The organism is Rhizobium sp. AN6A, assembly GCF_900215635.1.
GTDB lineage: Bacteria > Pseudomonadota > Alphaproteobacteria > Rhizobiales > Rhizobiaceae > Agrobacterium > Agrobacterium tumefaciens.
In genome coordinates this window covers 764,396-788,882 of the sequence record NZ_OCNC01000004.1, presented here as the reverse complement: position 1 = coordinate 788,882, position 24,487 = coordinate 764,396, and the positions used below count along the sequence as shown (strand labels likewise).

Here is a 24,487-nt window from a genome sequence, read left to right as displayed (position 1 = left end):
GGCGAGATGCGTATTGCCGTTGGTGGAATTCATACCGAATGCAGCACCTATTCGCCGGTGCTGATGCGTCAGGAAGATTTTCGCGTCTTTCGCGGCGCGGAGTTACTGGAAGCCGAGTATTTCAATTTCCTCGACGAAGGCGGGGCGGAGGTGTTGCCGCTTCTGCATGCGCGGGCGGTGCCGGGTGGTCCGGTATCGCGTGCGGCCTATGATGCGTTCAAGCAGGAATTCTTGGAGCGTCTCAAGGCTTGCCTGCCGCTCGACGGGCTTTATCTCGCCATGCATGGCGCGATGAATGTCGAGGGAATGGACGATGCGGAAGGGGACTGGATTTCCAGCGCCCGCGCCGTAGTTGGGCCGGATGTGATCATTTCCGCCAGCTACGACCTGCATGGCAATGTCAGCCAGACGATCATCGACCAGCTGGATATTTTCGCCGGCTACCGAACAGCGCCGCATATCGACGTGCGTGAAACAATGGTGCGGGCGTGGACGATGCTGCTCAAGGCCTTGAGAACGGGCGAGAAGCCCGGTGTGGCCTGGGCGAAAATCCCCGTTCTGCTGCCGGGCGAAAAGACATCCACGGAAGATGAACCCGCAAAAAGCCTTTATGCCGTTCTGCCGGACTACGATGCGCGGCCCGGCATATGGGATGCGAATTTCATGATCGGTTACGTCTGGGCCGACGAACCAAGGGCTACGGCCTGCGCTGTCGTGACCGGGACGGAAAGAGAGGCCGCGCAGGCGGTCGCCTCGGAGATTGCGCAATCCTACTGGAATGCCCGTCAGGATTTCCGTTTCGGCCCCGTGACCGAACCGCTCGAGGTCATCATGGATATTGCGGAAAAAACAACAACCGGGCCGATCATTCTGGCGGATTCCGGCGACAATCCGACCGGCGGCGGGGTGGGCGATCGCGCCGATGTTCTGGCGGCGTTGGTTGCGCGCAATTGGCAGGGTGTGTTGATCGGCGGCATCACCGACAAGCCGGCGGTCGAGGCCTGTTTTGCGGCGGGTGAGGGTGCGGCGCTTTCCCTGAAGATTGGCGGCAGTCTCGACCCGGAAAGCCCGTCCATCACTGTCGAAGCCAAGGTCCTGAAACTGGACGATCCAGGTGCTTCCGATCAGCGGCAGGCGGTAGTCGTCATCGATGGCATTACCGTCATTCTGGCTGCAAGGCGCAGGCCCTATCACATGATCGCGGATTTCACCCGTCTGGGCTTCGATCCGAAGGCGGTAAGGCTGCTGGTCGTCAAGTCAGGTTATCTTTCGCCGGAGCTTGCGCCCATCGCCAATCCCAATCTCATGGCGTTGACGGAGGGGGTTATCAATCAGGATATCGAAAACCTCCCCAATCGCCGCCGGGATGGCGATTTTTACCCATGGAAACCGCATTTCAACTATATCCCGAAACCCATCCTTTCGGCCCGCTGGCGATGACAGCGGTTCGATAGCATTCATTCAGCGATCCGGCCGTGCCGGATCATCTCAGGCGAACCTTCATGCCGTCGGCTCTTTCCATCGTTTTCAACAATCCGTCGATCCGCATCGGGGCGCTCGCCATCCTGTTCTTCGGTTTTTCGAATGCAGCTACCGCCCCCTATCAGGCGGTGATCGGCATTCGCGAAATCGGGCTCAGCAATACCGTCTATTCCCTGCTGATGCTGTTTGCCGCCATCATCAATGTCAGCGCCAGCGTGCTGATGGGCATTGTTGCAGACCGGCTCGGCGAATATCGCAAACCCATGCTGCTCATCGCGCTTTTCGGCGTCAGCGGCTATCTGCTGGTTTATCTCGTTGGTAATGCCACCGCCTTCGTGACCGCAAAGCTGCTGCTCCTGCCGATTTTCGGGGCGATGAACTCTCTGATTTTCGCGCATGTGCGCGCCGATGCCCGCAATCTTTCGACGGGCGACATGATCGCCGTGAATTCGATCATGCGGGCCACGATTTCGCTTTCATGGGTGCTGGTGCCGGGCATCGTCGGTATTTTTCTGGTAAACTCCGGCAATATGCTGATGGCTTTCCTGTTTTCAGGCATCTGCGCGCTTATCTGCTTTCTGCTTGTGGCCTTTTGCCTGCCGCGCACGGCCACGCCGGCATCGGTGAACACGCAGGCACGCTTCGGTGTCCGCGCTTCACTTGCGGAAATCGGGGAGCGACGGGTGCTGCTGCGGATCATCGCCATCGCGCTCATCTGCTCGATGCTGCATCTCAATGATTCCATCCGCTCACTCATCATAACGGGTCAGGCAAAGGGGACGGTCGCGGATATCGGTATCGTCGCAGGCATCGTTGCCGCGCTGGAAATCGTCTTCATTCTGCTGTGGGGCTGGATCGAAAAAAAGGTGCCGCAAACGCTGACCCTTGCGGCGGGAGCGGGGCTTTATGCCATCTACCTCATCCTGCAGGGTCTCGCGACGGCACCTTGGCATATCTACGCGCAGACCTTGATCAGCGCGCTCGGCGCAGCCGCCATCATCAGTATCCCGATCACCTATCTGCAGGAGCTGATTGCGGATCGGCCGGGGCTAGGAAGCTCGCTGATTGCCGTCAACATCTTCCTCGGCGCGGGTTTGGGTGCGCTGATTTTTGCCGTCGGCACGCTCGTCACGAGCTATTCAGGCACTTCAATCCTGGGAGCGGTTGTGGGTCTCGGCGGCGTTTACATGCTCTACGCGCTTGATGGGAAGGGCCGCCGCAGGTAGAGCGTCAGACCGAAAAGTGTGGGCGGTTTTCGGATAAGCCGGCGCGAAAACACGGCACATTCAAAAGAAAGAGGTTACGATGATTCTCGAGATTTGCGTGGACGACGTGGCCGGTCTGGAAGCGGCGGTCAGGGGTGGGGCCGACCGAATAGAACTCTGCGCGGCATTGTCCGGTGGCGGTGTGACGCCGTCTGCGGGTTTCATGCACCGGGCGGCGGCCTACGCCCTGCCGGTGAGCGTAATGATCAGGCCGCGCGCCGGGGATTTCGTGTTCACGCGCGACGAAGCCGATGTGATGAAACGCGATATCGATGCGGCGCGCGCGGCGGGGCTTTCCGGCGTGGTGCTCGGTGCCTCGCTTGGCGATGGCTCGCTTGATATTCCCCTGCTCGAAGAGCTGCGCCGCCACGCCGACGGGCTGGATATGACGCTGCACCGGGCGATCGACGTTGTTCCCGACATGGATGAGGCCTTGGAGGCCGCTATCGCGCTGGGTTTCCCGAGAATTCTGACCTCCGGGGGCGCGCGTTCGGCCCTTGAGGGCATCGAGACCTTGGCGCGATTATCCGAGCTTGCCGCCGGGCGGATTATCATCATGCCGGGGGCCGGGGTGCGTCCACCAGTCGTGCAGACATTGCTGGACCGCTTTCCCATTACGGAGATCCACGCATCCTGTTCCGCCATTCCGTTTTACGATCCGGAAAGCCGGGTGGCGAAACTCGGTTTCACCGGCGCGGGGCGCAAAGGCACGGATGAAGAGGCCGTTCGAGAATTAAAGGCGATCCTCACCGCTCATCAAAAAGGCGGCGCAAAGCTCTAGCCGTTCCTGCGGCGCCATCGAGATCGAGGTGGATCACGTCCGGTCCCGGCAGGGCCAATGCCGCCCTGATGGCATCGGCCATGGATTGCGCAGAGATATCCTTCTCTTCCAGAACCTGTGCCAGTCCCAGCCGCGCCAGCCTTTCGGCGCGGGCGCTCTGTTCCGTTTCGCCATCGGCCGCAAACGGGATCAGAAGCGAGCGGCATTTCGCCTGTAGAATATCGCAGACGGTGTTGTAACCGGCCTGCGAAACCGAAAGCCGCGCGCCGGCAAGCAGGCTTGCGAAATCCCTGCGGAAGCGGAAGATGGACACATTTTCGGGCGCCTGCGCCGAGATCGCATCGAAATCTGCCTGCGGCATGTTGGGGCCGGTTATGAGGCACCAGCTTTTGATCTCTTCCAGCAGAGGCGATGCCTCAAGTGCGGCCCGGATAAGGGCTGCACCAACGGCACCCCCGCCAGCGGAAACGACGATATCGAACTTTTCCGCCGGTTCCGGCGATGGCAGCGGCGCGACGAGGCCGGTATAGACAACGCGCTGGCTGATTTCGCCGGCAAGGGGAAAGGTCTCCTCCAGCCGGACGAAATCCGGATCTCCGTGGACCAGCACCGCGTCGAAATGTTTCTTCACCAGCGACACGGTTTCTTCGTCCCGGCCGGGTTTGGTTTTTTCCTGCAGAATATCGCGCAGCGACGTCATGACGAGCGGGCGCGGTTCACTCTCCTCGATCTCGTCCAGAAGCGGCAGCAATTCGAAACGTACCTGCCTGCGGCCAAAGGGGAAGGCCTCTATGATGACGATATCCGGCTTTGCACCGTGATAGGCGCCGATCAGCATATCCGTTCGAAGCTTTTTGAAGTCGTCATCGACCGGTTTGCCGGAACTGTCGACAAGGCCGGAAAAGCTGCCATCGCTGACGGCGATTGGCGGCAATTCGACATGGCGGATGCCTTCGCCCGGGAAGCCCGGAACCGGGGTGCCGCCTGTCACCAGAACGACATCGAAACCATCAGCCTGAAGGGCATTGGCAACGCGGCTGGCGCGGGCGATATGGCCGATGCCCAGAAGGTGCTGGACGTAGAAGAAAACGGAAGGGCGCTTTTCCGTATCGGTCATGGCGTTTTTTCCCACTCGGTTTCGAACAGCGTCTTCAACTCGGCAATGCTGGTGCGGTTGTCGAAGGCGGTTCGCACACGGTTTTCCGCCGCACTACCCAGACGCTCACGCAATTGCGGATCGGTAATCGCCGTGCGCAGAGCCTCGGCGAAGGCAACCGGATTTTCGGGCTCCGTCAGCAGGCCGTTTTCACCGTCCACGAAGAATTCCGGAATGCCTGATATATTGGTGGAAATGCAGGTCAGCGCCTGGCTGGCGGCCTCGACCAGCACATTGGGAAGACCGTCGCGGTCACCATCGCTGGTGATGCGGCAGGCAAGGGCGAAGAGGTCGGCCTCGCGGTAATTCTCCAGCACCTGTTTCTGGTCCATGGCGCCGGTCCAGACGATCCTGTCGGCGATGCCAAGCTCGTCGGCGAGTTTTTTCAACCCGGCAAGTTCGTCGCCGCCACCGATATGGGTGAAACGCCAATGGATGTCCTGTGGAAGCGAGGCCAAAGCCTGCAACAGAATGTCGATACCCTTTTTCTTGACCGCGCGTCCGACACTCAAAATCCTGACCGGATCATGAGCGTCCGATCCATCTCTTTGCGGACGCGGCGTGTCGAAATGCGGGAAGCGGGTGAGATCAAGACCGTGATAGCTCAAATGCACATTCTGTTTGACGCCGGAAAGGGTGCGAAGATGCTGAAAGCCGCTTGCGGTGCAGGTCACGGCCCAGCGGGCGCTTTCCAGCTTTGCAGCAAGGTCCCGGTCGCTGGAGGTCCAGATATCCTTGGCGTGGGCCGAAATCGTCCAGGGCGTGCCGGTGATAAGATGGGTATAGGCGGCGACCGAGGCGGGTGTGTGGATGAAGTGAACATGGAGCCACCCGGCATCTACAGGCCATTCGTGCGCCAGCACGGCCGCCTGCCCGAAACGGCGGAAGCGGTTGCGGCTGAGATCATGCGGCAGATCGCTGAAAAACCGACGCAGCGCCTTGGTGAAGCCTGGCTTTTTGCGGCATGCCCACAGAGCCTTCAGCACGCGGATGGGCTCCTCATGCAGATATTCCGGCAGGTAGGTCACGGGTGCGCGGATTTCATCGTGAACGGGGTGGCGTTTTTTATCCGTCGGGCGGCGCATGGACATGAGTTCCAGCGTAAGGCCAGCCTTTTCAAGCCCCAGAAGTTCCTGGGCGATGAAAGTTTCGGACAGGCGCGGATAGCCCTTGAGGAGCACCACGATTTTTTTTGTGTCGGTCACGTTGCGCGTGTCTCTTTTGAAGCGGTGGTTGTCGGGGAGCGGGTCACGCTGTCAGCGTTATTGGCACCTTGTCGCCCTCGGGCGGCAGCCATTCGGCTATCCGTTTCGAAATGTTTTCCAGACCATCGAGCTTCAGGTCCTGCGAATTGACGGAAGGCGGCGCGCGATTCGGCAGCGCTTTAAGAGCTGCCGCCATTTTTGCCGGATTCTCGGCATCCTCAGGTAAAAGCATGTCGAAAAGGCCGAGCTCCGACGCGCGGCTTGCGCGGATAAGCTGCTCCTCCCTCGGCACCGTGCGCGGCACGACGAGGGCAGGCTTGTCGAACGACAATATCTCGCAGACGGTGTTGTAGCCGCCCATCGACACGACGGCCTGAGCGCCGGCAACGAGGTCTTCCATGCGGTTGTCGAATTCGATGATCTCTATGTACGGAATATCGGCAACACTGCTCATGAAGCGCTGGCGCTGGTCTGCCGGCATGTAAGGGCCGAGCACCACGAGCGCCTTGTGCGTCAGTTCGCTATCATGACGGTAAGCGTTGATGACGTCATCGATCAATTCGCTGCCGTCACCGCCGCCACCGGTGGTGATGAGAAGATAGTCGCCCTCCGGCCGGTGCGCCACGGTTTCCGCCTGCGTTTTGGAGCGTTGCAGGAAGCCGACGAAATCCATCTTGTCGCGAACGGTCTGGGGAACGTCGAGGCCCGTCAAGGGGTCGTGGAAATCCGGCGGGCCATAAATCCAGACGTGGTCATAGAACTTGCCAATCTTGGTCATCACGTCATTGCGCTTCCACTCCGCTTCAAGCAGTTGCGGTGCATCCATGACGTCACGCAGCCCGATGACAAGCTTGGTTCCCTGTCCCTTGAGATACGCAAGCGTTTCCTCCACCTCGCCACGAAGACCCATGGGCTCTTTGTCGACGATGAAGATATCCGGCTGGAAGCTTTCGGCAGTGTGATAGATGATGGAGCGGCGCATCTTCAGTGTTTCCTGAAGATCGATATGCCTGTCCATGGAGGTGTATTCGCCGTTGCGCAGCTTGATGACGCTCGGGATTTTCACGAAATCGACACGAGCGCGATAATCGAAGGCGCCGGCGATAGTCGCACCCGAAATGATAAGGACGTTGAGGCCGCGATAATCCTCCACCAGCGCGTGAGCGATCGTGCGACAGCGCCGCAGATGTCCGAGGCCAAAGGAATCATGGCTGTACATGAGGATGCGTGCGTCGTTCAGACGGGAGGTCATCGGCCACACCTCTTTTTGCCTTTCCCAAAAAAGGCGATGGCGGAAGAGCAGTTTATCAAGGCGTGTTCCATTTTATCTGAAGGGATCCGCAGCATCACGTAGTCCGTCACCGAAGAAATTAAAGGCCAGAATGACGAGAACAACCGGAATCGTCGGGATGAGAAGCCACGGATATAGCGCAATGACGCTGACGCTGCGCGCCTCCGTGAGCAGAATTCCCCAACTTGTGATCGGCGGTCTGAGGCCGAGACCAAGGAAGCTCAGCGCGGTTTCGCCGAGAATCATGCCCGGTATCGTCAGCGTCGCCGAGGCGATCAGATGTGACATGAAGCCGGGGATAAGGTGCCTGCCGATGATGCGCGGTGTGCCGGCGCCCATCAGTTGTGCAGCCAAAACATAGTCTTCCTCGCGCAATGCCAGCAATTTGGAGCGCACGGCGCGCGCCAGTCCCGTCCAGTCCAGCATGCCGAGAATGATGGTGATGCCGAGATAGACGAGGATTGGACTCCAGGTCACCGGCATGATCGCTGCGAGTGCGAGCCACAGCGGAATGCTCGGAATGGATTGCAGGACTTCAATGATACGCTGGACGATGAGATCGAAAGTGCCGCCGCGATAACCTGCCAGACCGCCGATCACAATGCCGAGAACGAAGCTCATGGCGACACCGAGAAGGCCGATCGTCAGCGAGATGCGCGCGCCATAGATGATCCGCGACAGCACGTCTCGTCCAAGCCTGTCGGTGCCGAGCAGGAACATTTCACCGCCTTCGGCCGGACATACGAGGTGGGTTCTAGCCTCGATCATGCCCCAGAAATGATAGGTATCGCCCTTGCAGAAGAAACGCAGCGGCTGGATATCCGTCGGCACATCCCGGTAGACACGCCGCAGATTGTCCATGTCGAGCGTCATTTCCCGACCATAGACGAAAGGCCCGACAAATTTTCCGTCATTGAAAAGGTGAATGGCCTGGGGTGGGGCGTAGATATGCTCGATATTGCGGGTGTGAAGATTGTAAGGCGCGAGGAACTCGCTGATCAGGATCGAAAGATAAAGCACCACCAGAAAGGCGCCGGACCAGACGGCGATCTTGTGCTGGCGGAACTGCCACCACATGAGCCGCAGCTGCGACGCCTTGCTGAAGGCCGCCATTCCGGACGTATTGGGTTCGATGAGCGACGGGTCGAACGGCGCCGTGGAAACGTAGTGGGGCAGTGCTTCGCCGGAAGTCGGGATGGATGAAGTCATTTGACGTTACCACCTCCGAAGCGGATTCTCGGGTCAAGTATGGCAAGGGCGATATCCGACACAAGAACGCCGATCACCGTGAGGAAAGCAAGGAACATCAGGAAGGAGCCTGCCAGGTACATGTCCTGGCTTTGCAGCGCCCGGATGAGCATCGGACCGGTTGTTTCGAGCGACAGCACGACGGCGGTGATTTCCGCGCCTGATATGATGGCGGGCAGGATCGAGCCGATGTCCGAAATGAAGAAATTCAGCGCCATGCGCAGCGGGTATTTGATCAGCACCTTGAAAGGGTGAAGCCCCTTGGCGCGGGCGGTTACGACATATTGTTTCTGCAACTCGTCCAAGAGGTTGGCGCGCAGGCGGCGGATCATGCCGGCCGTGCCCGCCGTTCCGATGATGAGGACGGGTATCCAGATATGTTCGAGAATCGATTTGAACTTTGGCCAGCTCATCGCCTGGTTCAGATATTCCCGATCCATCAGATGGCCGATGGAGATGCCGAACCAGATATTGGCGAAATACATCAGGATCAGCGCCAGCATGAAGTTGGGGATGGCGATGCCGAGCAGACCGAGGAAGGTCAGGCCGTAGTCGCCCCAGCTATATTTGTGAGTGGCGGAGTAGATGCCGATCGGGAAGGCAAGAATCCAGGTGACGATGATGGTGACGAAGGACACCAGAACCGTCAACCACAGACGGTCTCCCACAACCTCGTTTACCGGGAGCTGATATTCGAAAGAATAACCGAAATCGCCGACCAGCATGCCGGTTGCCCAGCGGAAGTAACGGATCGGCGCCGGCTGGTCGAAGCCGTAGCGGACGCGCAACTCCTCGATTTCGGCAAGGTTTGCGGTCTCACCCATGGCGCGCAGTTCGGCGACGTAGCTTTCGAAATAATCGCCCGGCGGCAATTCGATGATGGTGAAAACCAGCATCGATATCAGGATCAGCGTGGGGATCATGACGAGGATGCGCTTGAGAATATACCGCAGCATATCAGGCGTCTCCGTCATACCAGAAGGCATCCGGCATGTAGATGCCGAGATACGATGTGGGTTCAAAGCCGAAAAGCGCCTTTTCCGGCACGTTTCGCATGCGTTTGACATGGACGACGGGTTGCAGCGCGCCGTTGACGATGCCGATGGAAAATACCTGCTGCGTGTAGATACCAAGCATTTCCAGCCAGATTGCCTCGCGCTCTTCCTCGGTGACGCTTCGGCGCCATTTTTTCAGGAGATCGAGCAGATGCGCTGCTTCCGGCAGGTCAGGCTCCTTGCCCTCACGCCCGCCGGACAGATAATGGATGCCCCAGACCGGCCATTGCAACTGGTCGTCGCCGGTGGGCGCAAGGCCCGAAGGCAGCATGTCGGGGGTCGGCACGCCATTGTCCATGCCCATCCACACCGACATCAGCACCTCGCCGCCCATGGCGCGCTTGCGGAAGACATCTCGCTGGGTCGGGCGGACCGAAACCGAAATGCCGATATGCCGCCAGTGGTCTGTGACCAGTTCCATCACGTCCGTTTCGAGCGTGCTTTCGCCTGTGGTCTCGACGATGATATAGGCCGGGCGGCCGTCCGGCAGAAGTCGGTTGCCGGCGCTGTCGCGCTTATCGAGACCCGCTTCGTCAAGCAACCTGTTGGCCATCGCCCGGTCGAAGGCACTCCAGGCCTCGGCAAATTCCGGCCGGTAAAGCGGGCTTTCCGGCAAGACGGTGTCGGCGCTTTCCTTTGCCAGCCCGTAAAAGCAGACCATGTTGATTTCGTGCCGGTTTATAGCGAGCGACATCGCGCGGCGCACGCGCACGTCCTGGAAACAGCTTCGCCATACCGGATCGGCGCAGTTCAGATTGGGCAAAAGTGCAATGCGCGACCCTTGAGAGCGCTTATAAAGGTTCACCTTCAGAGGAAAGCGCTTTTCGGCATCCTTCAGGAAGGTGTAGTCGGCGAAATCGAGGCCGAAATATTGCAGATCGCTGTCACCCGACGCCGTCTTGGCCGATATGATGTCGGAGGACGTGACGTTCAGCAGGAACCGGTCGAGATAGGGCAGTTGCAGGCCGTTTTCGTCGACACGGTGATAATAGGGATTGCGCTCGAAAACGAACTGTTCGGCCGGTGGCGAAGTCGTATTGCGCCATGCGTCCAGCGTCGGCAGAGCGGGATTTTCCGGACGGACCTGCCGCGACATCTTGATATGCAGCCCGCTCCAGTCATCCGCCTTGTTCTTCTTGATGAGCTTGGCGAGGTTTTCCGCGGTCTGATATTTGACGTGGAACTGCTTCATATAGGCGGCGGGTAGGAAAAGCCGCGCAGGCGACGCGGCTGCGAGCTTTGCCAGAAAATCGGGGTTCGGGCCTTCCCAGGTATAGCGCACCGTCAGCCGGTCGATGACTTCGATCTGCGGCGGATTGTTGTTGACCAGCAGTTCGATTGGCGGGCCGCCCTTGTGAATTTCCTTGTTGAGAGCAACATCCTCCCAGAAATACCGGAAATCCTCGGAGGTTAAATCGCTGCCGTCGGACCATTTATGGCCTTCGCGCAGCTTGAAGGTGAAGATGCGTTCGTCCTGAACGTCGTAGCTTTCCAGAATGTCGGGATGAAGCTCGAATTTTTCGTCGTAACCGACAAGGCGGGCATAGTTGCTGATGGGCATAAGCCGGATATCGCGCTGGCCGCCGATCAGCATGCGCACGGAACCGCCGTGTTTTCCGGGCTCCCGGCCAAGCGCCTTCATATCGATGACGCGCGGGTTTTTCGGCAAGCGCTCGGCAATATCAGGCAGCTCGCCTTTTTCACGCTTTTCCTTGAAGTAGGTGGGGTCGGTATAGGCAGCGCGCGCATAGGTCGGCAAAAAGACGGAGGCCATCAAGGCAAGGGTGGTGCGGCGCGTAATCACGAGCGAAGCTCCCTGATGTCGGCATTGCCGTTTGCGAGAACGAAATGGCCGTCGCCAAGATCGGCAGAGATCATTTCGCCGTCACCCTCGTCGCGGAATTGCTTGCCCCAGTCGAACTTGCCTGTCGCGCTGATCTTGCCGATGGTGCGGAAATCGAGCGGACGGTCGAGATCGGGGAAAGGCACAGCCGCCAGCAACGATTTGGTGTAGGGGTGAACCGGAGAGCGCATCATGATTTCCCGCGGCGCCAGCTCGACGATGCGGCCCTCGCACATCACCGCCACGCGGTCCGCCATGTAATCCACCACTGCCAGATTGTGCGAGATGAAGAGGTAGGTAAGTCCGAGGTCCTTCTGCAAATCCTTGAGCAGGTTGAGGATTTGCGCCTGCACCGAGACATCTAGGGCAGAAACGGGTTCGTCGCAGATCAGCAGTTCGGGACCCAACGCCAGCGCTCTGGCAATGCCGATACGCTGCCTCTGGCCGCCTGAGAAACTGTGCGGATAACGGTTCAGCGCGCTTTCTCCAAGGCCGATAGCCTTGACGAGATTACGGACTTTTTCCGCGCGGTATTTCGCATCGCCCCGTCCATGGATTTCAAGCGGCTCGCTCAAAATATTGCGCACGGTCATGCGCGGTGAAAGTGATGAGATCGGGTCCTGGAAGACCATCTGTATCTTCGACCGCAATTCCTTTAGATCGCCGTCCCTTGCGTTGAGGACGTCGATATCGCCCTGCGGCCGGTGAAAGGTCACGGAGCCTTCATCCGGGCGAACGGCGCGCATGAGGATTTTGCTGACGGTTGTCTTGCCGCTGCCGCTTTCGCCGACGAGGCCAAGGCATTCTCCCCGGCGGATTTCAAAACTGACGCTGTTGACCGCCTTGGTGGCATTGGCATCGCGGCGGCTGAACCAGCTGGACTTACGGGTCGTGAAGGTCTTGCTGATATTCTCCACGGTCAAGAGCGGGCCGGGGGTCTTGTTCACTGCGGCGGTCTTCTTGCCGACAAGGCTTTCGTGGTCGACGGTGATCTCACGAAGTGCCTTCAGCCTCTCACCCGGCTTCATGTCGAAATGCGGCACGGCGGCCATCAGGCCCTTGAGATAGGGGTGGCTCGGTGCCTTGAAAATATCGTCGACCGTTCCAGCTTCCATGATCTCGCCCTGATAGATCACGGCAACCTCGTCGGCGATGTTTGCCACCACGCCGAGATCGTGGGTGATGAGCAGCATGCTCATGTTCAGCCGGCTCTGGAGATCGCGCAGGAGTTTGAGGATTTGCGCCTGTATGGTCACATCAAGCGCCGTCGTCGGTTCGTCGGCGATCAGAAGGGCGGGGCGACAGATCAGTGCCATGGCGATCATGGCGCGCTGGCGCATGCCGCCCGACAATTCGAAGGGATACATGTTCACGACCTTCTTCGGGTTGGAAAACCCTACAAGGTCGAGCGTCTCATACATTTTTTCCGCGCGCTCGGCCGGCGACAGGATGCTGTGGATTCTCAGCGCTTCGTCAATCTGGTTGCCGATCGTGTGCAACGGCGAAAAAGACGTCATGGGTTCCTGAAAAATCAGCCCGATGCGATTTCCGCGGATAGCGCGGATTTCCCGGCCATCCTTCGGCAGTTGCAGCAGATCGACGGGGCCGGCTGCGGCATTTGCGGGATCGGTGAACAGCACGCGACCGTTCACGCGCGCCGTCTTGGGGTGGATGCCCATGATCGTCTGGCCGATGACGGATTTTCCGGAGCCGGATTCTCCGACAAGCGCGGTCACTTTTCCCGGAAGAATGCGAAGGCTGGCACCCCTCACGGCGTCAATCGTGCCACCCATAAGAGAAAACGAGACCCGCAGATTTTCAATACGGAGCAAATCTGCGCCTGCGCTCATGCTAAAAGGTTCCTTGCCGTCTCTCTTTATCGTTGTCTTGTGACAATTTGCTCAGGAGGGCTTAAAGGCACGTTATCGTAGGGTTTGTTGTCTGTCTATGCCTCTGAAACATCGAATTGTTTAGCAAATTCAAAGCCGGCTTCCAAATTGCAATGGCTTGCCTGATGGCTTGTGTTTGGCGATATGTTAACGAACGTTCCCGGGTGAGGATCCATGTCCGACAAGAAATATTACGATGCCCAGCTGGATAGAGCCCGGCAGTTGCAAAACCAAGGACAATATGCGGAAGCGCATGCGCTTCTCTTATCGCTGGTTGCAGTAAAAGACGGGCACCTGATGGGTGAGCGGACAGTGCTCGGTCTGCCGCGCAGGCTGCATGCGGCACGGCTGCGTCTTGCCAAGGCTGAAGGCGATATGGTCGCGAGGATCGGCTATCAATATACGCTGGTTCCGCCGCCGCAGGTGCTTGCAAAACATGCGCATTTTTCCCCGGAGGAGCACCGCGCCATCAATCTGAAAAGCAGGGAGGACGTGCCGAGGCGCATCCACCAGATTTGGATCGGAGACAAGGCCCCGCCCGTATCGGTCAAGGCCTGGGCCGCCCATGCCGCCTCGCATGGCTACGAATATCGCCTCTGGCGGGAGGCCGATCTTGAGCGGGAAGGCGTGTTTTCGAATGACGTCTTCAGGACGATGCTGGAAGACGGCGATTATCCCGGCGCTGTTGATGTGGCCCGCTATGTCGTGCTGGAGCGTTTTGGTGGCATCTATCTTGATTGCGACTGGTATCCGGCGCGGGATGATGCGAGTTTCGATGCTTTCCTGCCACTGGTAGGGCTGACGGCCTTTGATGAAGAAACGCCGCGCGATACCGGGCGGGGCAGCATGCTTCTTGCCAACTCTTTCATTGCGACACCTGCCGGCCATCCGGTCTTCAGCAAGATGCTGGAGGCGTTTCCGAGGATTCTTGAGGAAATGCCGCGTGCGCCAGCCTGGTGGTCGACGGGTCCGCTGATCTTTACCGTCATCGCTCGGGCTGGGAGCATCAGCCTTGCGCCGCTGGGGTTTGTTGCCGCTTCTCTTGCCGATCGCGCCGCGTTGCAGGAGGTCGAAGTTGTCAGGCGCGAACTTGCCACCAAGACGGGTGGTCTGCTGATCGCCTGGAAGTCATGGTGATATTTGGTTGATGAGTTCCGCCGAGGAACGCCAGCGCGCGGCAGGATGGCTGGCAGTCACCTCGAAAAGCCGTTTCAGAAAACGCCAGACGTTGTCATCATGCACGAGATGATGGGTAAGGATGCCGGTCGTGCCGCCGTGCTCCGCAGTCTGCAGGATGCGGGCGGCGGTCTCGGCGAAAAGGATGTCGTCTTCGCGCCCACCGCGGCTGCCGTGCCAGTCGATCACGTCGACATGGGTGTTCAGGCAAGGTGGCACGGCGTCTTTCTCCGGGCCGAAAACCGAAAGCGCCCGATATCCGAGGTCCGCCAGTCCCTGCACCACATTGGCATCTATGCGGTTCCACGGCGGAACGAGCATAGGCACGAAACGCCTGCCATGCAGATCGTGCAGTTTTTCGAGCCCGGATTGCAACTCGTCGAGAACGATGGACAGGTCACGGTGTGATCCGAGTTCCTGTTTCTTTTCTTTCTCGGTGGCATAGTTCGTATGGGACCAGCCATGCACGGCGACATGGGCAATGTCAGTCGTATCCAGGTGCTGCGCGAGCTTGTCCGTCGTCATCTCGGGGATAACCGCAAGCGTCACCGGAGCGGAAAAGCTGCTGCAAAGATCGAGCAGCGTGTCGAGCGCTGGTGTCGGTTCCACCGCATCGTCGTCCCTGAGCCAGAGATCGGCCGTTATGCCGCGTCGTCCACATTCATCCAGTGCCGCGACGAGTGTTTCCAGACTCATGATGTTCGTGCCTTTGCTCGCAACAGAATATCGTTCAGTTCTCTTGCGGCTTTTTCCAGAGATCGTTCATTTTTTACGAATTGGCGGGCTGCCCTTGCCAATTCCTCACGCCGCTTGTCATCGCCGAGCAGGGTTTCGATTGCTCCAGCATAGGCGGCTGTATCATTTTCCGGTGTCAGTAATCCGGTGGTTCCGGATTTTACCACTTCGGGAACGCCGGCAACCGCTTCGGCGATAACGGGCAGGCCCGCAGCCTGTGCCTCGAGATAGGCGAGACCGTAGGCTTCGCCATGCCCGGGCCAAACGTAAACCGATGCTTTTGAAAGAAGTTCTGCGATTTCGTTTGCGTTTTTTTCTCCGTGCCAGACAAGACGGCGATCGGGGAAAGAGCTGAACATGGCTTGCACGGCAGCGCGTTCCGGCCCGTCGCCGATGATATCCAATGTCCAGTTCAAGTCCTGCGGCAACAGCGCAAGCGCATCGCGAAGCGCGCGATAGCTGTCGAACTTGTCGCCCGCCCGCATCATGGCGACGGTGATGAGTTTTCCTGGTGTGGGGCGCGGAGCAATTTCAAGAAAATTACTGGCATCGATAAAGGGCGCCAACATCGCCGAGCGGAGTGCGGGAGAGGCGCGGACAAGCCCGTCGCGATCACGCGCGGTGAAGCAGATATTGATGGCGGCAGCGTTCAATGCGGCCAGTAACTCTTCCTGAACCGCCTGCCAGCCCATGCCATTGCGCTTGGGGGAATAGGAGGCCTCGGCGGTGACGTAGGGAATATCGAAACGTCTGCTCAGTTCCGGCCCGAGCAAGTCCGGGGCCTTGTAATAGGGGTGATAACAAAACCACAGGTCCGGCGCGCCTTCCCGCTGCCAGCGCTCCGTGATGGTCTCGATTTCCTGCGTCGCCGCATCGGCAAGCAAGGACCGCGCCGGATCGTCAGCCTGTTTGAGAAAGCTGCGCAGCTCGGAAGCGACGGAAACATCGTGGCCGCCCATCGCCATCGCCTTCATCAGCAGGCGGGCCATCAGCCGGTCTCCTGAGGGAACGGGATGGTTGGGCGATTTGAGCGGTGAATAAAAAGCGATCCTCATCCGGATGGTTGTGCGTCGCCCATGGCTCTGGCGTCAACCGGAATTTGACAGGGCCGAGCCTTGACAGCCTGACCATTCTTGCCCAACTGAAGGGCATCTTTTGCACATGCGCGGAGCGTGACACGCTTTGACTTCCCCAGTCGTTTCCCAGAACCTGCTTTCCAGCATCGAAAACAAAAGCGCCAAAGCGGCGGTGATCGGCCTTGGCTATGTCGGCCTGCCGCTTGCCATCACGATCGCCAAGGCCGGTTTCAAGGTCGTCGGTTTCGATATCGATCCCGGTAAAATGGTCGCGATCGATGCTGGCCGCAGCTATATCGAGGCGGTTTCGGACGAGGTGCTGGCAAGCGTCAGGCGCGATGATGACTTCATCGCAACGTCTGATTTTTCCAGACTGGCTGAATGCGATGTGATTGCCATCTGCGTGCCGACGCCCCTGACGAAATATCGCGAGCCGGACCTCTCCTATGTCGAAAAGACCTGCCGGGACATTGCTGCGCATCTGCGCAAGGGACAGCTTGTGGTGCTGGAATCGACCACCTATCCCGGCACGACCGACGGAGTTGTGAAGACCATTCTGGAGGGTACGGGACTTGTCTCCGGCGTCGACTTCTTCATCGGTTTTTCGCCCGAGCGGGAGGATCCCGGCAATCGCGATTTCGAGACCTCGACCATTCCAAAGGTCGTTGCAGGCGATGGTGAGGCTGCCGGGAAACTGATGGCGGCATTCTACGGCTCAGTGGTCAAGAAGATCGTTCCGGTCTCGACAAACGCCACGGCCGAGGCGGTGAAAATCACCGAAAACGTCTTCCGCGCTGTCAATATCGCGCTCGTCAATGAACTCAAGGTCGTCTATGAGGCCATGGGCATCGACATATGGGAAGTGATCGACGCGGCGAAAACCAAGCCGTTCGGTTTCATGCCGTTTTATCCCGGCCCGGGTCTTGGTGGGCACTGCATACCGATCGATCCTTTCTATCTCACCTGGAAATCGCGGGAATACGAGTTGCCGACGCGGTTCATCGAGCTCGCCGGCGAAATCAACACCGGCATGCCGCGTCATGTCATCGGGCGGGTTGCGGAAGCCCTCGACATCCGTTCCGGCAAGGCGCTCAGCCGCTCCAAGGTGCTGGTGGTCGGTCTCGCCTACAAGAAGAATGTGCCCGATATTCGTGAAAGTCCTTCGCTGAAACTCATAGAACTTATTCAGGAGCGCGGCGGCGAAGCGGCCTATTATGATCCGCACGTGGCAGAAATCCCGAAAACCCGGGAATATAGCCACCTGATGGGCATGAAATCCGTGGCTTGGGACAAGCAGACCATCAGCGCCTTTGACGCTGTTCTGGTGGCGACCGATCACGACAATGTGGACTATGCCGCTCTTTGCGAATGGTCGCCGCTGATCATCGATACGCGAAACGTCTTCGCACGTCGGGATATCGCCGCAAAACACATCATCAAGGCCTGATCGCCTTCTCCCGGGCATTTCCAGCAAAATCGCTATACGCTTTTACTGGAAGTGCCCGGCATTCATGAACGGACGGACTATGAGCAGATTGGACAGTTTCATTCGCCGGTTGACCGCGCAGCGGGATATCCTCAACCACGTCAAGGCCGATCTTGATCTGCCTGACGAAGGCGCGATCATGGAAATAGGCCTTGGAAACGGGCGCACGTTCAATCATTTGCGCGAACTGTTTCCGCAACGCCGCATCGTTGCCTTCGACAGGGCCATGGGTGCACACGCCTCGTCTGTTCCCGCGCAGGAAGATCTCGTCATCGGTGAAATATCGGAAACCGCTCCGGCCTTCATCGGTGTGGAGGCGGCCATGGTGCATGCCGATATCGGCACGGGCTACCCCGAAAAGGATGCCATTACCCTGACATGGCTGCCGGACCTTGCCGCGGGCATGCTGGCAAAAGGTGGCGTTGCGGTCAGCGGTCTGCCTCTGGATCATCCCATGCTGAAGCCTCTGCCGGTGCCGGAAAGCGTGCCGACCGACCGTTATTTTCTCTATCGCAAGATTTGAGGCCGGATGGCCCGCAGCGAGAGCGCCGGGGTTGCCCTATAGGTAGCGCTCGCTCTCTTCTTTGGAGAGCAGGAAAACTTTCATTTGCGAGTTTCTCCCGCGAATGGCGATTTTTTCGCTTCGCAGATCGGCAATCTCCTGTCCCGCCTGAATGATGGCGGGTTCGGAGACGACGATGGCGGCGCCGAATTCCTTGGCCTTGGATTCCAGCCTGCTCGCCACATTCACGGTGTCACCGATCGCGGTCAGGGTTTTCGCTGCGCCATAGCCCATGACGCCGACGATCGTTGGGCCAGCGTGGATGCCTACTACCACTTCCAGCCGGACGGCAAATTGTTTTTCTAGTCCCTCATTCAGGATTGAAAGCTCCCGCAGTATGATAGCGGCGGCCTTCATGGCGTTGCGGCAGGCATTTTCTGCATCGTCGCCAAGTCCGAAAAGAGCCATGGCGCCATCACCGATGAATTTGTCGAGATGTCCTCCGGCCTGTTCGACGGCCTGCCCGACAATGGTGAAGTAGCGGTTCAGAAGAAACACGACGTCATATGGCAGTTTCGCCTCGGAAAGCGCGGTGAAATTGCGGATATCACAAAAGAGGATGGCGATCTCCTCTTCCTTGCCCGGCCGGGCCGGTTGCGCATCCGCTGGCAGGTCGCTCTGTTGGGGCGGCGATACCAGAAGCGCTATTCCAATATCCTGGGTGGGCCGCAACTGGCAGCCGAGCCGCACATCTGAATCGGCATGGATGCGCCTCAAAGTGGTTTGTTCGATATCTCCGGGAGGCGGAAGCGGGCCTTTGCTTTCGACAATCCTGACCCGGCAGGTCGAACAACGTCCTTTGCCGCCGCATACGGAATAATGCGGTACGCCCGCGAGTCTGCTGGCCTCCAGAATGCTGAGCCCGGCAGGGACGCGCGCTTGCGCACCATGCTCATATCGGATTTCGATAGCAGTCGATCTCTGTCGCCAGCTGCGTACGCCGCGCAAGACGAACACCAGCATGACCGCGCCGACAAAAATCGCTTCCGTTGCGTCGGTAACGAAACGGATACGCGTCTCCATTTCCCGTTGCAACGGTATGTCGTCTCTTTGAACGGTGGTATCTGCAAGCCCGGGAGGAAGCGAGTATTTTCTATCTACTTCCTCCAGCCAGCGGCCGGCATCGCTGAAGCCCAGAAGCGCCAACAAAGGCAGCATCACCGCTACAGTCATGAATATCCCGGCAATTTTGGGATACCAGTCCCGGTAACGCAACCAGAAAAACAGGCCGATACACCCGTGGGTCCAGATCACGATCAATGCGAGGCTTTGCCACGCGCCTGCCATCGGGTTGTTGATCCAGAGCCGGCGAACGACCGAGTAATATCCCACGTCGATGTTGTAGATCATGTGCGACACGCGAATATTGACGGCGTGGCCGATGATCAAAAACGGGATCGACAGGCCGAGTATGGCTTGCAGCGCTTCGCGAAGCGGCATGCGCAATGTCCGGCGCTGATAAAGAGAGCGCAGGACAAGACAGACGTGCACCACAACCGACCCATAAAATAGCAGGCTGCTGACGGGATTGAGCCAGATCAGGCTGAACCATTTTCGCGCCCGCTCGGCGGTGTCGATGGAAATGAGAGCGAGGGAATGGTTGAAAAGATGGGAAAATACAAAGGCAAAAATGATGAGGCCGGACAAGATCCGGGCGCGTCTCAAATTGGTCTCCGAAAAGAAACGGATCATGCAAATCCCATCATGCGGTCATTTGGCGCAGAATCATCATTAAGTGTGCTCTGATGTCTTTAGTGCAGGGTATCTCGTGGCAAAATCGTGGAGCAATGGGCCGGCTATGGTCAATTGTGCGTGTTCGAACGTCGGTTCGCCGCATGATAACAAATCAGGCTTCAAAAAAGCGTCAAACGCAGGCCAGCACCACGAGATTGATGACCGCGATCAGAGGTCGATGATCTGGCCGTCCATTGTCGCGAATGCACCGCTGAACTGGGCTTTTGCCTGTTTTTCGATATCGTCCAGTTCGTCGTCGCTGCGGCTTGGGGCGTGGTGGATGAAGCCGACATTTTTTGCGCCTGCCAGTTTGGCAAGGCGGATCGCCTCCTGCCAGGACGAATGGCCGTAACCGCGATAAAGGCCCATCTCCTCATCGGTAAACATGGCGTCGTAGAGGAAGAGATCGACGTCCTTGATCAGATCAAGCACGGTCTTGTCGATATTGCCCGGTTCATGTTCGGTATCGGTGATGATGGCGAATGACTTTCCCGCCCAGTCCAGGCGATACCCGATGGCGTTGCCCGGATGATTGAGCATTCCGGTTCGGATCGAGAGGCCCGGATGAACATCCAGGACGTCGCCCGGCATAAAGTCACGGGTTGCCATTTTTGCGCAGCAAACTTCCAGCGGTACGGGGAACCATGGCGGGCTCATGAAGTCCTTGAGCATTTCCCGCGTTGTCATCGTGCCGGCAAGATGACCCGACCAGATGGCGACATCATTGGAGCTATTGTAGAACGGCTTGAAATAGGGAAAGCCGACGATGTGGTCGTAATGGCAGTGAGAGAAGAACAGGTTGACGTCGGTAATACCTTCCGCGCGCAACGCCAGACCAGCAGGGTGTAACCCCGAACCCGCGTCGAACAAAAGAACATGATCTCCGCATCGTACCTCGATGCAGATGGTATTCCCGCCATATTTTCGGAAGTTTTCACCTGAAACAGGAAGCGTTCCCCGCGCACCCCAGATCTTTACCCGAAAATCTTTATTACCTTCCCGACTTACTATGTCGGAATCGAACGCCATGACACACCCCGATTACAACGGAATCTTGCACGCTTCCTCCCATGAAGCCCGTTGTCTCTACAGATTATTATATCCGCTCTCTTTTGGCGGACGCCCTTACCCTTATTCAGTCAGCATTTCATTTATATTGCAATGGTGCGACATTTATTTTTCCAACATCGCCATCCACGGTAGCAAGAAATTGCGGTTCATGTTCTCGCGTTTGTACGCGCTTTGCTAAGCTCCGTCGTCGTCTGGGTGAGACGTTCGGCAAGAACGCGCATGACCTTGATGGTAATGTCAGGGAAATCGGACATGAGCTTGAAGAACTGTTCCTTGCCGATACGCAGGGCTTCCACGTTGGTGGAGGCGCGCACGGTTGCGGTTCTGACGCTGTCGCAGAGAATGGCGATTTCACCGACGATCGCATTGCCGGTCATTTCGGCCACTTTTAACGTGCCCGACGGAGAATCGACCAGAACATCCACTTTGCCGGTCAAAAGGACGTAGGCCGCATCGCCGACATCTCCCTGCCGGAAAAGCATGTCGCCGGTGTGATAGGACACGCGGTCGGATGCGAATGCGAGAAGTTTAAGTTTCGACGGTTCCATTTCCGAAAAAAACGGGACGCGTTTCAGCATTTGAATTTCGTCTTTGAAAAGCATTGCCTTACCCTGTTCTTGTTCCACCTCGGTCACTTTCTTGGATTTATGTTGCGACCATATCCTTGAATGTACCGTTTTCCTGCGCAAGAGTCTCGTAACTTCCATCAGCGCTGATAAGGCCCTGATGGACGACGATGACCCGGTCGAACATGCGCGAGAGCGTCGCATTCGACAGAACCCACACGATCGCCGGGTTATTATTGTTCTGTTTCAGGAATGTGATGACCCGTTCGACAATTTCCTCCTGTTGCCGCGGATCGAGGCCGGGAAGGGGGCGATTGAAGACGTAATAGTCGGACTTTCGGATCAGCGCCCTTGCGAGATTGAGCTTCTGGCGCTGGAGTGGCCCGAGCCGCTTGCCGCCGGCGCCGAGGTTGAAATCCAGACCCACCGCAAGCACACGCTCATAGACGCCCTGCTTGCGCATGACCTCGGCCACGATGTGGGTGATGCGCCGTGATGCGTCGGTATAACGATGGCTGACCTTGCCGAAGAGAATATTATCCAGAAGGCTGGTGGCACTCATGTATTTCGTCGGATCGTAGATTTCGATCACGTTCTTCAGGCTGTCCGGCAGGTTTTCATGGAACATGTGCCGGACTTCAACGATCCGGTTCATGATTTCCGGTGACAGCAGGCCGAAACGCTGCCGGGGCTCAATGTAGAAGAAGCTCAGCCGCAGCATCGCGCGTCTTTCGCTTTCATTGGCCTCGTCGAAACTCCTACTTTGAAGACGCTGCAGCATTTGCTGATAGACCGGAACATCGTCGGGCGTCATGAATGTGAGCTGCTGGAAGAAGGGGTGGTCACCCGGCAGGTCGGCGAAGATTTCCACGATGTTTTCGGCAATCGTATACCCCATTTCGAACAGGGTTTTGACGAGGCCTGTTTCGCGCATCAGCGAACGGAAATATTCGCTTTCGATGACGGTTCTGATCGACTGTGATGAGTCGCGCATGGTACCGAACAACAGGTTCTCGCCCACGGTGGCCTCGCTGTTGTAGCTCTCCAGCTCAAACGGAGCGATGAGGCCGCTCAGGTTCTCCTTTTCCAGTTCGGCGCGCAGGACATGTCGCAGTTCCACAATGCGCGCCGCAAGATGCAGGTCGGTCAAGGGGTCGATCGTCGAGCGCAACGCGAATTCCAGAATATCCTGCGAAAGTTCCACGCTGTCGAGCACAGCCAGAACGGCCTGGATGAGGTTTTCCGGTTTGCCGTCACCGGCCGGGCTTGAAGCGTAGTCGATCCATTCGCTGTTGATGTCGATCGTCGGATTGCCCGCAAGCTTGGCTTCGCGGATTTCCCATTTGCGGTGCTCCAGCGCCGCACCTTCGTATTGCTTTTCGACAAGCGGTGCGTGCTTGAGACCGTAAAGCAGATTGTCCTTCAGGCTGGCGTGGAAAAAATAGCTGTCCGAGGACACATAGGAGATGCGCCGGCCCGTCAGCGATTCAGGCAATTCCAATATGTCGACGTCGTTGATGCTCACCTTGCCGGAGGTCGGCCAGAGCGTGCGGCCGATAGCATCCGCGAGCGCCTCAGCTCCCGATCCACCGACGATGGCGATCACCTCGCCTGCCTCGATCTTCAACGAAGCCTGTTCCAGAAGCCGGCTGCCGCTATCGTCTTCCAGCGTCAGATTGCTGACGACGATCGGTGCGGCAATTGCCGCGACTGCTCCCGGTGACAGTTTTTGCACCTTGTCGTCGATCATGTTCGACGCATCGAACTGCTCGAAGACCTGCTCGTATTTTACCTGGACATCCTGACGCGCCTGATCCCAGTCGATCAGCTCCTTCAGCGGTCCTGGCAGTTCCTTATAAGCGTTGATGACGGCAACCAGCTGCCCGACATCAAGGCTGCCCTTGAGCGTGAGATAACCGCCGAGTGCATAAAAGAAGAAAGGGGTGAGCTGCGCGAGGAAGTTATTGATGAATTTGACCAGAAACTTCCACTGGTAGAGATCGTAGCGGATCCTGAAGATGTCGCCGAGCCGGTGCGAGGCATCGGCACGCTCGAAATTAGAGGTGTCATAGGCGTGGATGGTGCCGATGCCGTCGACCATTTCGCCGATGCGCCCGGCAAGCTGGCGTGCGCTCAGCTGCCGCTGGCGTCCGAGTTCGATGAGGCGACGGCGCATTTTGGGGATGATGCCGACCTGGATGGCGGCCATGAAAGCCGCAATCAGACCCAGCCAGAAATTCTGCACGAGAATGAAGAAGAGTGCCGAGAGCGCCTGACCGCCGAGAAGCGCCGGCTGCACAAAGGCGTCACCGGTAAATCCGCCCAGCGGCTCGACCTCGTCCTTCACCATGCTGGAGATTTCAGCGCCCTTAACCCGCTTGAAATGCGTGGGCGGGAACCGCAGAATCCGGTCGATAAGTTCGAAACGGATACGCCTGAGAAGCCGCTCGCCGAGGCGGCCCTTGAAGGTGTTGATATAATATTTGAAAAGCCCGTTGATCACGACAAGCGCAAGGAAGGTGAGGCTGAGCGCCATCAGCATCGACATGCGGTTGAGTTCGAGGCCGGGGAAGAGCGTCACGGTGCCCCAATAGGGAATATCGACCGTGAGATGCATGAAAAGCTGTGTCGCGTTTGCCCCTTCGAATCCGTCTCCCTGAATGGGGCCGTTGACGATCTGTTTGGGCAGATCGAAGGCGAGGAAATAGGGGATCATGGACAGGGCGACGATCAGCAGAATGAAAAGCTGCTGCCGCTTCGTATGCGACCAGATATAACGCGTAAGGCTTTGTTCCATATAAAACTTCTATGACCTGTCGGGCAGGGCCCGGCGTGTTGGTTTGCGCGGTGTCAAGACGGTCAGGCT

Annotated in this window: 19 protein-coding genes; 6 read left to right on the top strand and 13 right to left on the bottom strand. The window is 58.1% G+C overall.

The genetic code is table 11. The features are described 5' to 3' along the window. Positions 1-6 precede the first annotated feature (6 nt). The 3 genes from CRO62_RS16445 (at position 7) to CRO62_RS16435 (ending at position 3,528) form a co-directional block, all read left to right on the top strand. Positions 7-1,440, top strand: coding sequence for a M81 family metallopeptidase (locus tag CRO62_RS16445; protein WP_097100909.1), 1,434 nt, complete (start codon positions 7-9; stop codon positions 1,438-1,440). A 62-nt stretch (positions 1,441-1,502) separates the two neighbouring features. Continuing rightward, complete coding sequence (locus CRO62_RS16440; protein ID WP_097100908.1) at positions 1,503-2,708, top strand: MFS transporter; 1,206 nt, start codon at positions 1,503-1,505, stop codon at positions 2,706-2,708. 79 nt (positions 2,709-2,787) lie between these two features. Then, entirely contained in the window at positions 2,788-3,528 is a 741-nt protein-coding gene (locus CRO62_RS16435) for a copper homeostasis protein CutC (RefSeq protein ID WP_097100907.1), read from the top strand. On the opposite strand, the gene CRO62_RS16430 is transcribed toward CRO62_RS16435, so the two are convergent. The 7 genes from CRO62_RS16430 to CRO62_RS16400 form a co-directional block, all read right to left on the bottom strand. After that, positions 3,494-4,645, bottom strand: coding sequence for a glycosyltransferase family protein (locus tag CRO62_RS16430; RefSeq protein WP_097100906.1), 1,152 nt, complete (start codon positions 4,643-4,645; stop codon positions 3,494-3,496). The genes CRO62_RS16435 and CRO62_RS16430 overlap by 35 nt on opposite strands. Further along, positions 4,642-5,889 (bottom strand): glycosyltransferase family 4 protein, encoded by a 1,248-nt coding sequence (locus tag CRO62_RS16425; protein ID WP_179784551.1) that lies wholly within the window; start codon positions 5,887-5,889, stop codon positions 4,642-4,644. Before CRO62_RS16425 ends, CRO62_RS16430 begins: the two co-directional genes overlap by 4 nt. Before the next feature lie 43 nt (positions 5,890-5,932). Then, positions 5,933-7,141: a glycosyltransferase family protein gene (locus CRO62_RS16420; protein ID WP_003516795.1), complete on the bottom strand. Its 1,209-nt coding sequence runs from the start codon at positions 7,139-7,141 to the stop codon at positions 5,933-5,935. A gap of 72 nt (positions 7,142-7,213) precedes the next feature. Beyond that, a complete protein-coding gene (locus tag CRO62_RS16415; RefSeq protein ID WP_003516796.1) occupies positions 7,214-8,389 on the bottom strand; it encodes an ABC transporter permease in 1,176 nt (391 codons plus the stop codon). Further along, positions 8,386-9,384 carry an ABC transporter permease gene (locus CRO62_RS16410; protein WP_003516797.1) on the bottom strand — a complete coding sequence of 333 codons (999 nt, stop codon included), beginning with the start codon at positions 9,382-9,384 and terminating at the stop codon, positions 8,386-8,388. Before CRO62_RS16410 ends, CRO62_RS16415 begins: the two co-directional genes overlap by 4 nt. Before the next feature lies 1 nt (position 9,385). Continuing rightward, positions 9,386-11,287 (bottom strand): ABC transporter substrate-binding protein, encoded by a 1,902-nt coding sequence (locus CRO62_RS16405; protein ID WP_097100905.1) that lies wholly within the window; start codon positions 11,285-11,287, stop codon positions 9,386-9,388. After that, on the bottom strand, positions 11,284-13,176 hold the full coding sequence (locus tag CRO62_RS16400; protein WP_025594512.1) for an ABC transporter ATP-binding protein: 1,893 nt from the start codon (positions 13,174-13,176) through the stop codon (positions 11,284-11,286). The genes CRO62_RS16405 and CRO62_RS16400 overlap by 4 nt, the downstream gene beginning before the upstream one ends. Positions 13,177-13,389: 213 nt before the next feature. On the opposite strand from CRO62_RS16400, the gene CRO62_RS16395 reads away from it, so the two are divergent. After that, positions 13,390-14,352 carry a glycosyltransferase family 32 protein gene (locus tag CRO62_RS16395; protein ID WP_179784550.1) on the top strand — a complete coding sequence of 321 codons (963 nt, stop codon included), beginning with the start codon at positions 13,390-13,392 and terminating at the stop codon, positions 14,350-14,352. On the opposite strand, the gene CRO62_RS16390 is transcribed toward CRO62_RS16395, so the two are convergent. Together CRO62_RS16390 and CRO62_RS16385 are read right to left on the bottom strand one after the other, a co-directional pair. Further along, the gene (locus CRO62_RS16390; protein ID WP_097100904.1) at positions 14,344-15,087 is read right to left on the bottom strand and encodes a polysaccharide deacetylase family protein; all 744 of its coding nucleotides are present in this window, start codon (positions 15,085-15,087) and stop codon (positions 14,344-14,346) included. The two genes, CRO62_RS16395 and CRO62_RS16390, sit on opposite strands and share 9 nt — an antisense overlap. Beyond that, positions 15,084-16,181 carry a glycosyltransferase family 4 protein gene (locus CRO62_RS16385; RefSeq protein WP_097100903.1) on the bottom strand — a complete coding sequence of 366 codons (1,098 nt, stop codon included), beginning with the start codon at positions 16,179-16,181 and terminating at the stop codon, positions 15,084-15,086. The genes CRO62_RS16390 and CRO62_RS16385 overlap by 4 nt, the downstream gene beginning before the upstream one ends. Positions 16,182-16,308: 127 nt before the next feature. On the opposite strand from CRO62_RS16385, the gene CRO62_RS16380 reads away from it, so the two are divergent. Together CRO62_RS16380 and CRO62_RS16375 are read left to right on the top strand one after the other, a co-directional pair. After that, positions 16,309-17,649 carry a nucleotide sugar dehydrogenase gene (locus CRO62_RS16380; RefSeq protein ID WP_179784549.1) on the top strand — a complete coding sequence of 447 codons (1,341 nt, stop codon included), beginning with the start codon at positions 16,309-16,311 and terminating at the stop codon, positions 17,647-17,649. A 79-nt stretch (positions 17,650-17,728) separates the two neighbouring features. Continuing rightward, positions 17,729-18,211, top strand: a complete 483-nt coding sequence (locus tag CRO62_RS16375) for a class I SAM-dependent methyltransferase (protein ID WP_003516804.1) — start codon at positions 17,729-17,731, stop codon at positions 18,209-18,211. A 36-nt stretch (positions 18,212-18,247) separates the two neighbouring features. Here the strand turns inward: CRO62_RS16375 and CRO62_RS16370 are convergent, their stop codons facing one another. The 4 genes from CRO62_RS16370 to CRO62_RS16355 form a co-directional block, all read right to left on the bottom strand. Next, positions 18,248-19,942 (bottom strand): adenylate/guanylate cyclase domain-containing protein, encoded by a 1,695-nt coding sequence (locus tag CRO62_RS16370; protein ID WP_097100902.1) that lies wholly within the window; start codon positions 19,940-19,942, stop codon positions 18,248-18,250. A gap of 210 nt (positions 19,943-20,152) precedes the next feature. Next, positions 20,153-21,013, bottom strand: coding sequence for an MBL fold metallo-hydrolase (locus CRO62_RS16365; RefSeq protein ID WP_097100901.1), 861 nt, complete (start codon positions 21,011-21,013; stop codon positions 20,153-20,155). Positions 21,014-21,201: 188 nt separating this feature from the next. After that, positions 21,202-21,657: a cyclic nucleotide-binding domain-containing protein gene (locus CRO62_RS16360; RefSeq protein ID WP_097100900.1), complete on the bottom strand. Its 456-nt coding sequence runs from the start codon at positions 21,655-21,657 to the stop codon at positions 21,202-21,204. Positions 21,658-21,700: 43 nt separating this feature from the next. Further along, positions 21,701-24,418, bottom strand: a complete 2,718-nt coding sequence (locus CRO62_RS16355; RefSeq protein WP_003516808.1) for an ABC transporter ATP-binding protein — start codon at positions 24,416-24,418, stop codon at positions 21,701-21,703. Between the last annotated feature and the right edge of the window lie 69 nt (positions 24,419-24,487).

Excerpts from the sequence above, each read along its gene's own strand:
- CRO62_RS16440 (WP_097100908.1), top strand. The coding sequence starts at position 1,503 with ATGCCGTCGGCTCTTTCCATCGTTTTCAACAATCCGTCGATCCGCATC.
- CRO62_RS16430 (WP_097100906.1), bottom strand. The coding sequence starts at position 4,645 with ATGACCGATACGGAAAAGCGCCCTTCCGTTTTCTTCTACGTCCAGCAC.
- CRO62_RS16415 (WP_003516796.1), bottom strand. The coding sequence starts at position 8,389 with ATGACTTCATCCATCCCGACTTCCGGCGAAGCACTGCCCCACTACGTT.
- CRO62_RS16355 (WP_003516808.1), bottom strand. The coding sequence starts at position 24,418 with ATGGAACAAAGCCTTACGCGTTATATCTGGTCGCATACGAAGCGGCAG.
- CRO62_RS16385 (WP_097100903.1), bottom strand. The coding sequence starts at position 16,181 with ATGAGGATCGCTTTTTATTCACCGCTCAAATCGCCCAACCATCCCGTT.
- CRO62_RS16390 (WP_097100904.1), bottom strand. The coding sequence starts at position 15,087 with ATGAGTCTGGAAACACTCGTCGCGGCACTGGATGAATGTGGACGACGC.
- CRO62_RS16365 (WP_097100901.1), bottom strand. The coding sequence starts at position 21,013 with ATGGCGTTCGATTCCGACATAGTAAGTCGGGAAGGTAATAAAGATTTT.
- CRO62_RS16400 (WP_025594512.1), bottom strand. The coding sequence starts at position 13,176 with ATGAGCGCAGGCGCAGATTTGCTCCGTATTGAAAATCTGCGGGTCTCG.
- CRO62_RS16410 (WP_003516797.1), bottom strand. The coding sequence starts at position 9,384 with ATGCTGCGGTATATTCTCAAGCGCATCCTCGTCATGATCCCCACGCTG.
- CRO62_RS16370 (WP_097100902.1), bottom strand. The coding sequence starts at position 19,942 with ATGATCCGTTTCTTTTCGGAGACCAATTTGAGACGCGCCCGGATCTTG.
- CRO62_RS16395 (WP_179784550.1), top strand. The coding sequence starts at position 13,390 with ATGTCCGACAAGAAATATTACGATGCCCAGCTGGATAGAGCCCGGCAG.
- CRO62_RS16435 (WP_097100907.1), top strand. The coding sequence starts at position 2,788 with ATGATTCTCGAGATTTGCGTGGACGACGTGGCCGGTCTGGAAGCGGCG.
- CRO62_RS16375 (WP_003516804.1), top strand. The coding sequence starts at position 17,729 with ATGAGCAGATTGGACAGTTTCATTCGCCGGTTGACCGCGCAGCGGGAT.
- CRO62_RS16445 (WP_097100909.1), top strand. The coding sequence starts at position 7 with ATGCGTATTGCCGTTGGTGGAATTCATACCGAATGCAGCACCTATTCG.
- CRO62_RS16360 (WP_097100900.1), bottom strand. The coding sequence starts at position 21,657 with ATGCTTTTCAAAGACGAAATTCAAATGCTGAAACGCGTCCCGTTTTTT.
- CRO62_RS16420 (WP_003516795.1), bottom strand. The coding sequence starts at position 7,141 with ATGACCTCCCGTCTGAACGACGCACGCATCCTCATGTACAGCCATGAT.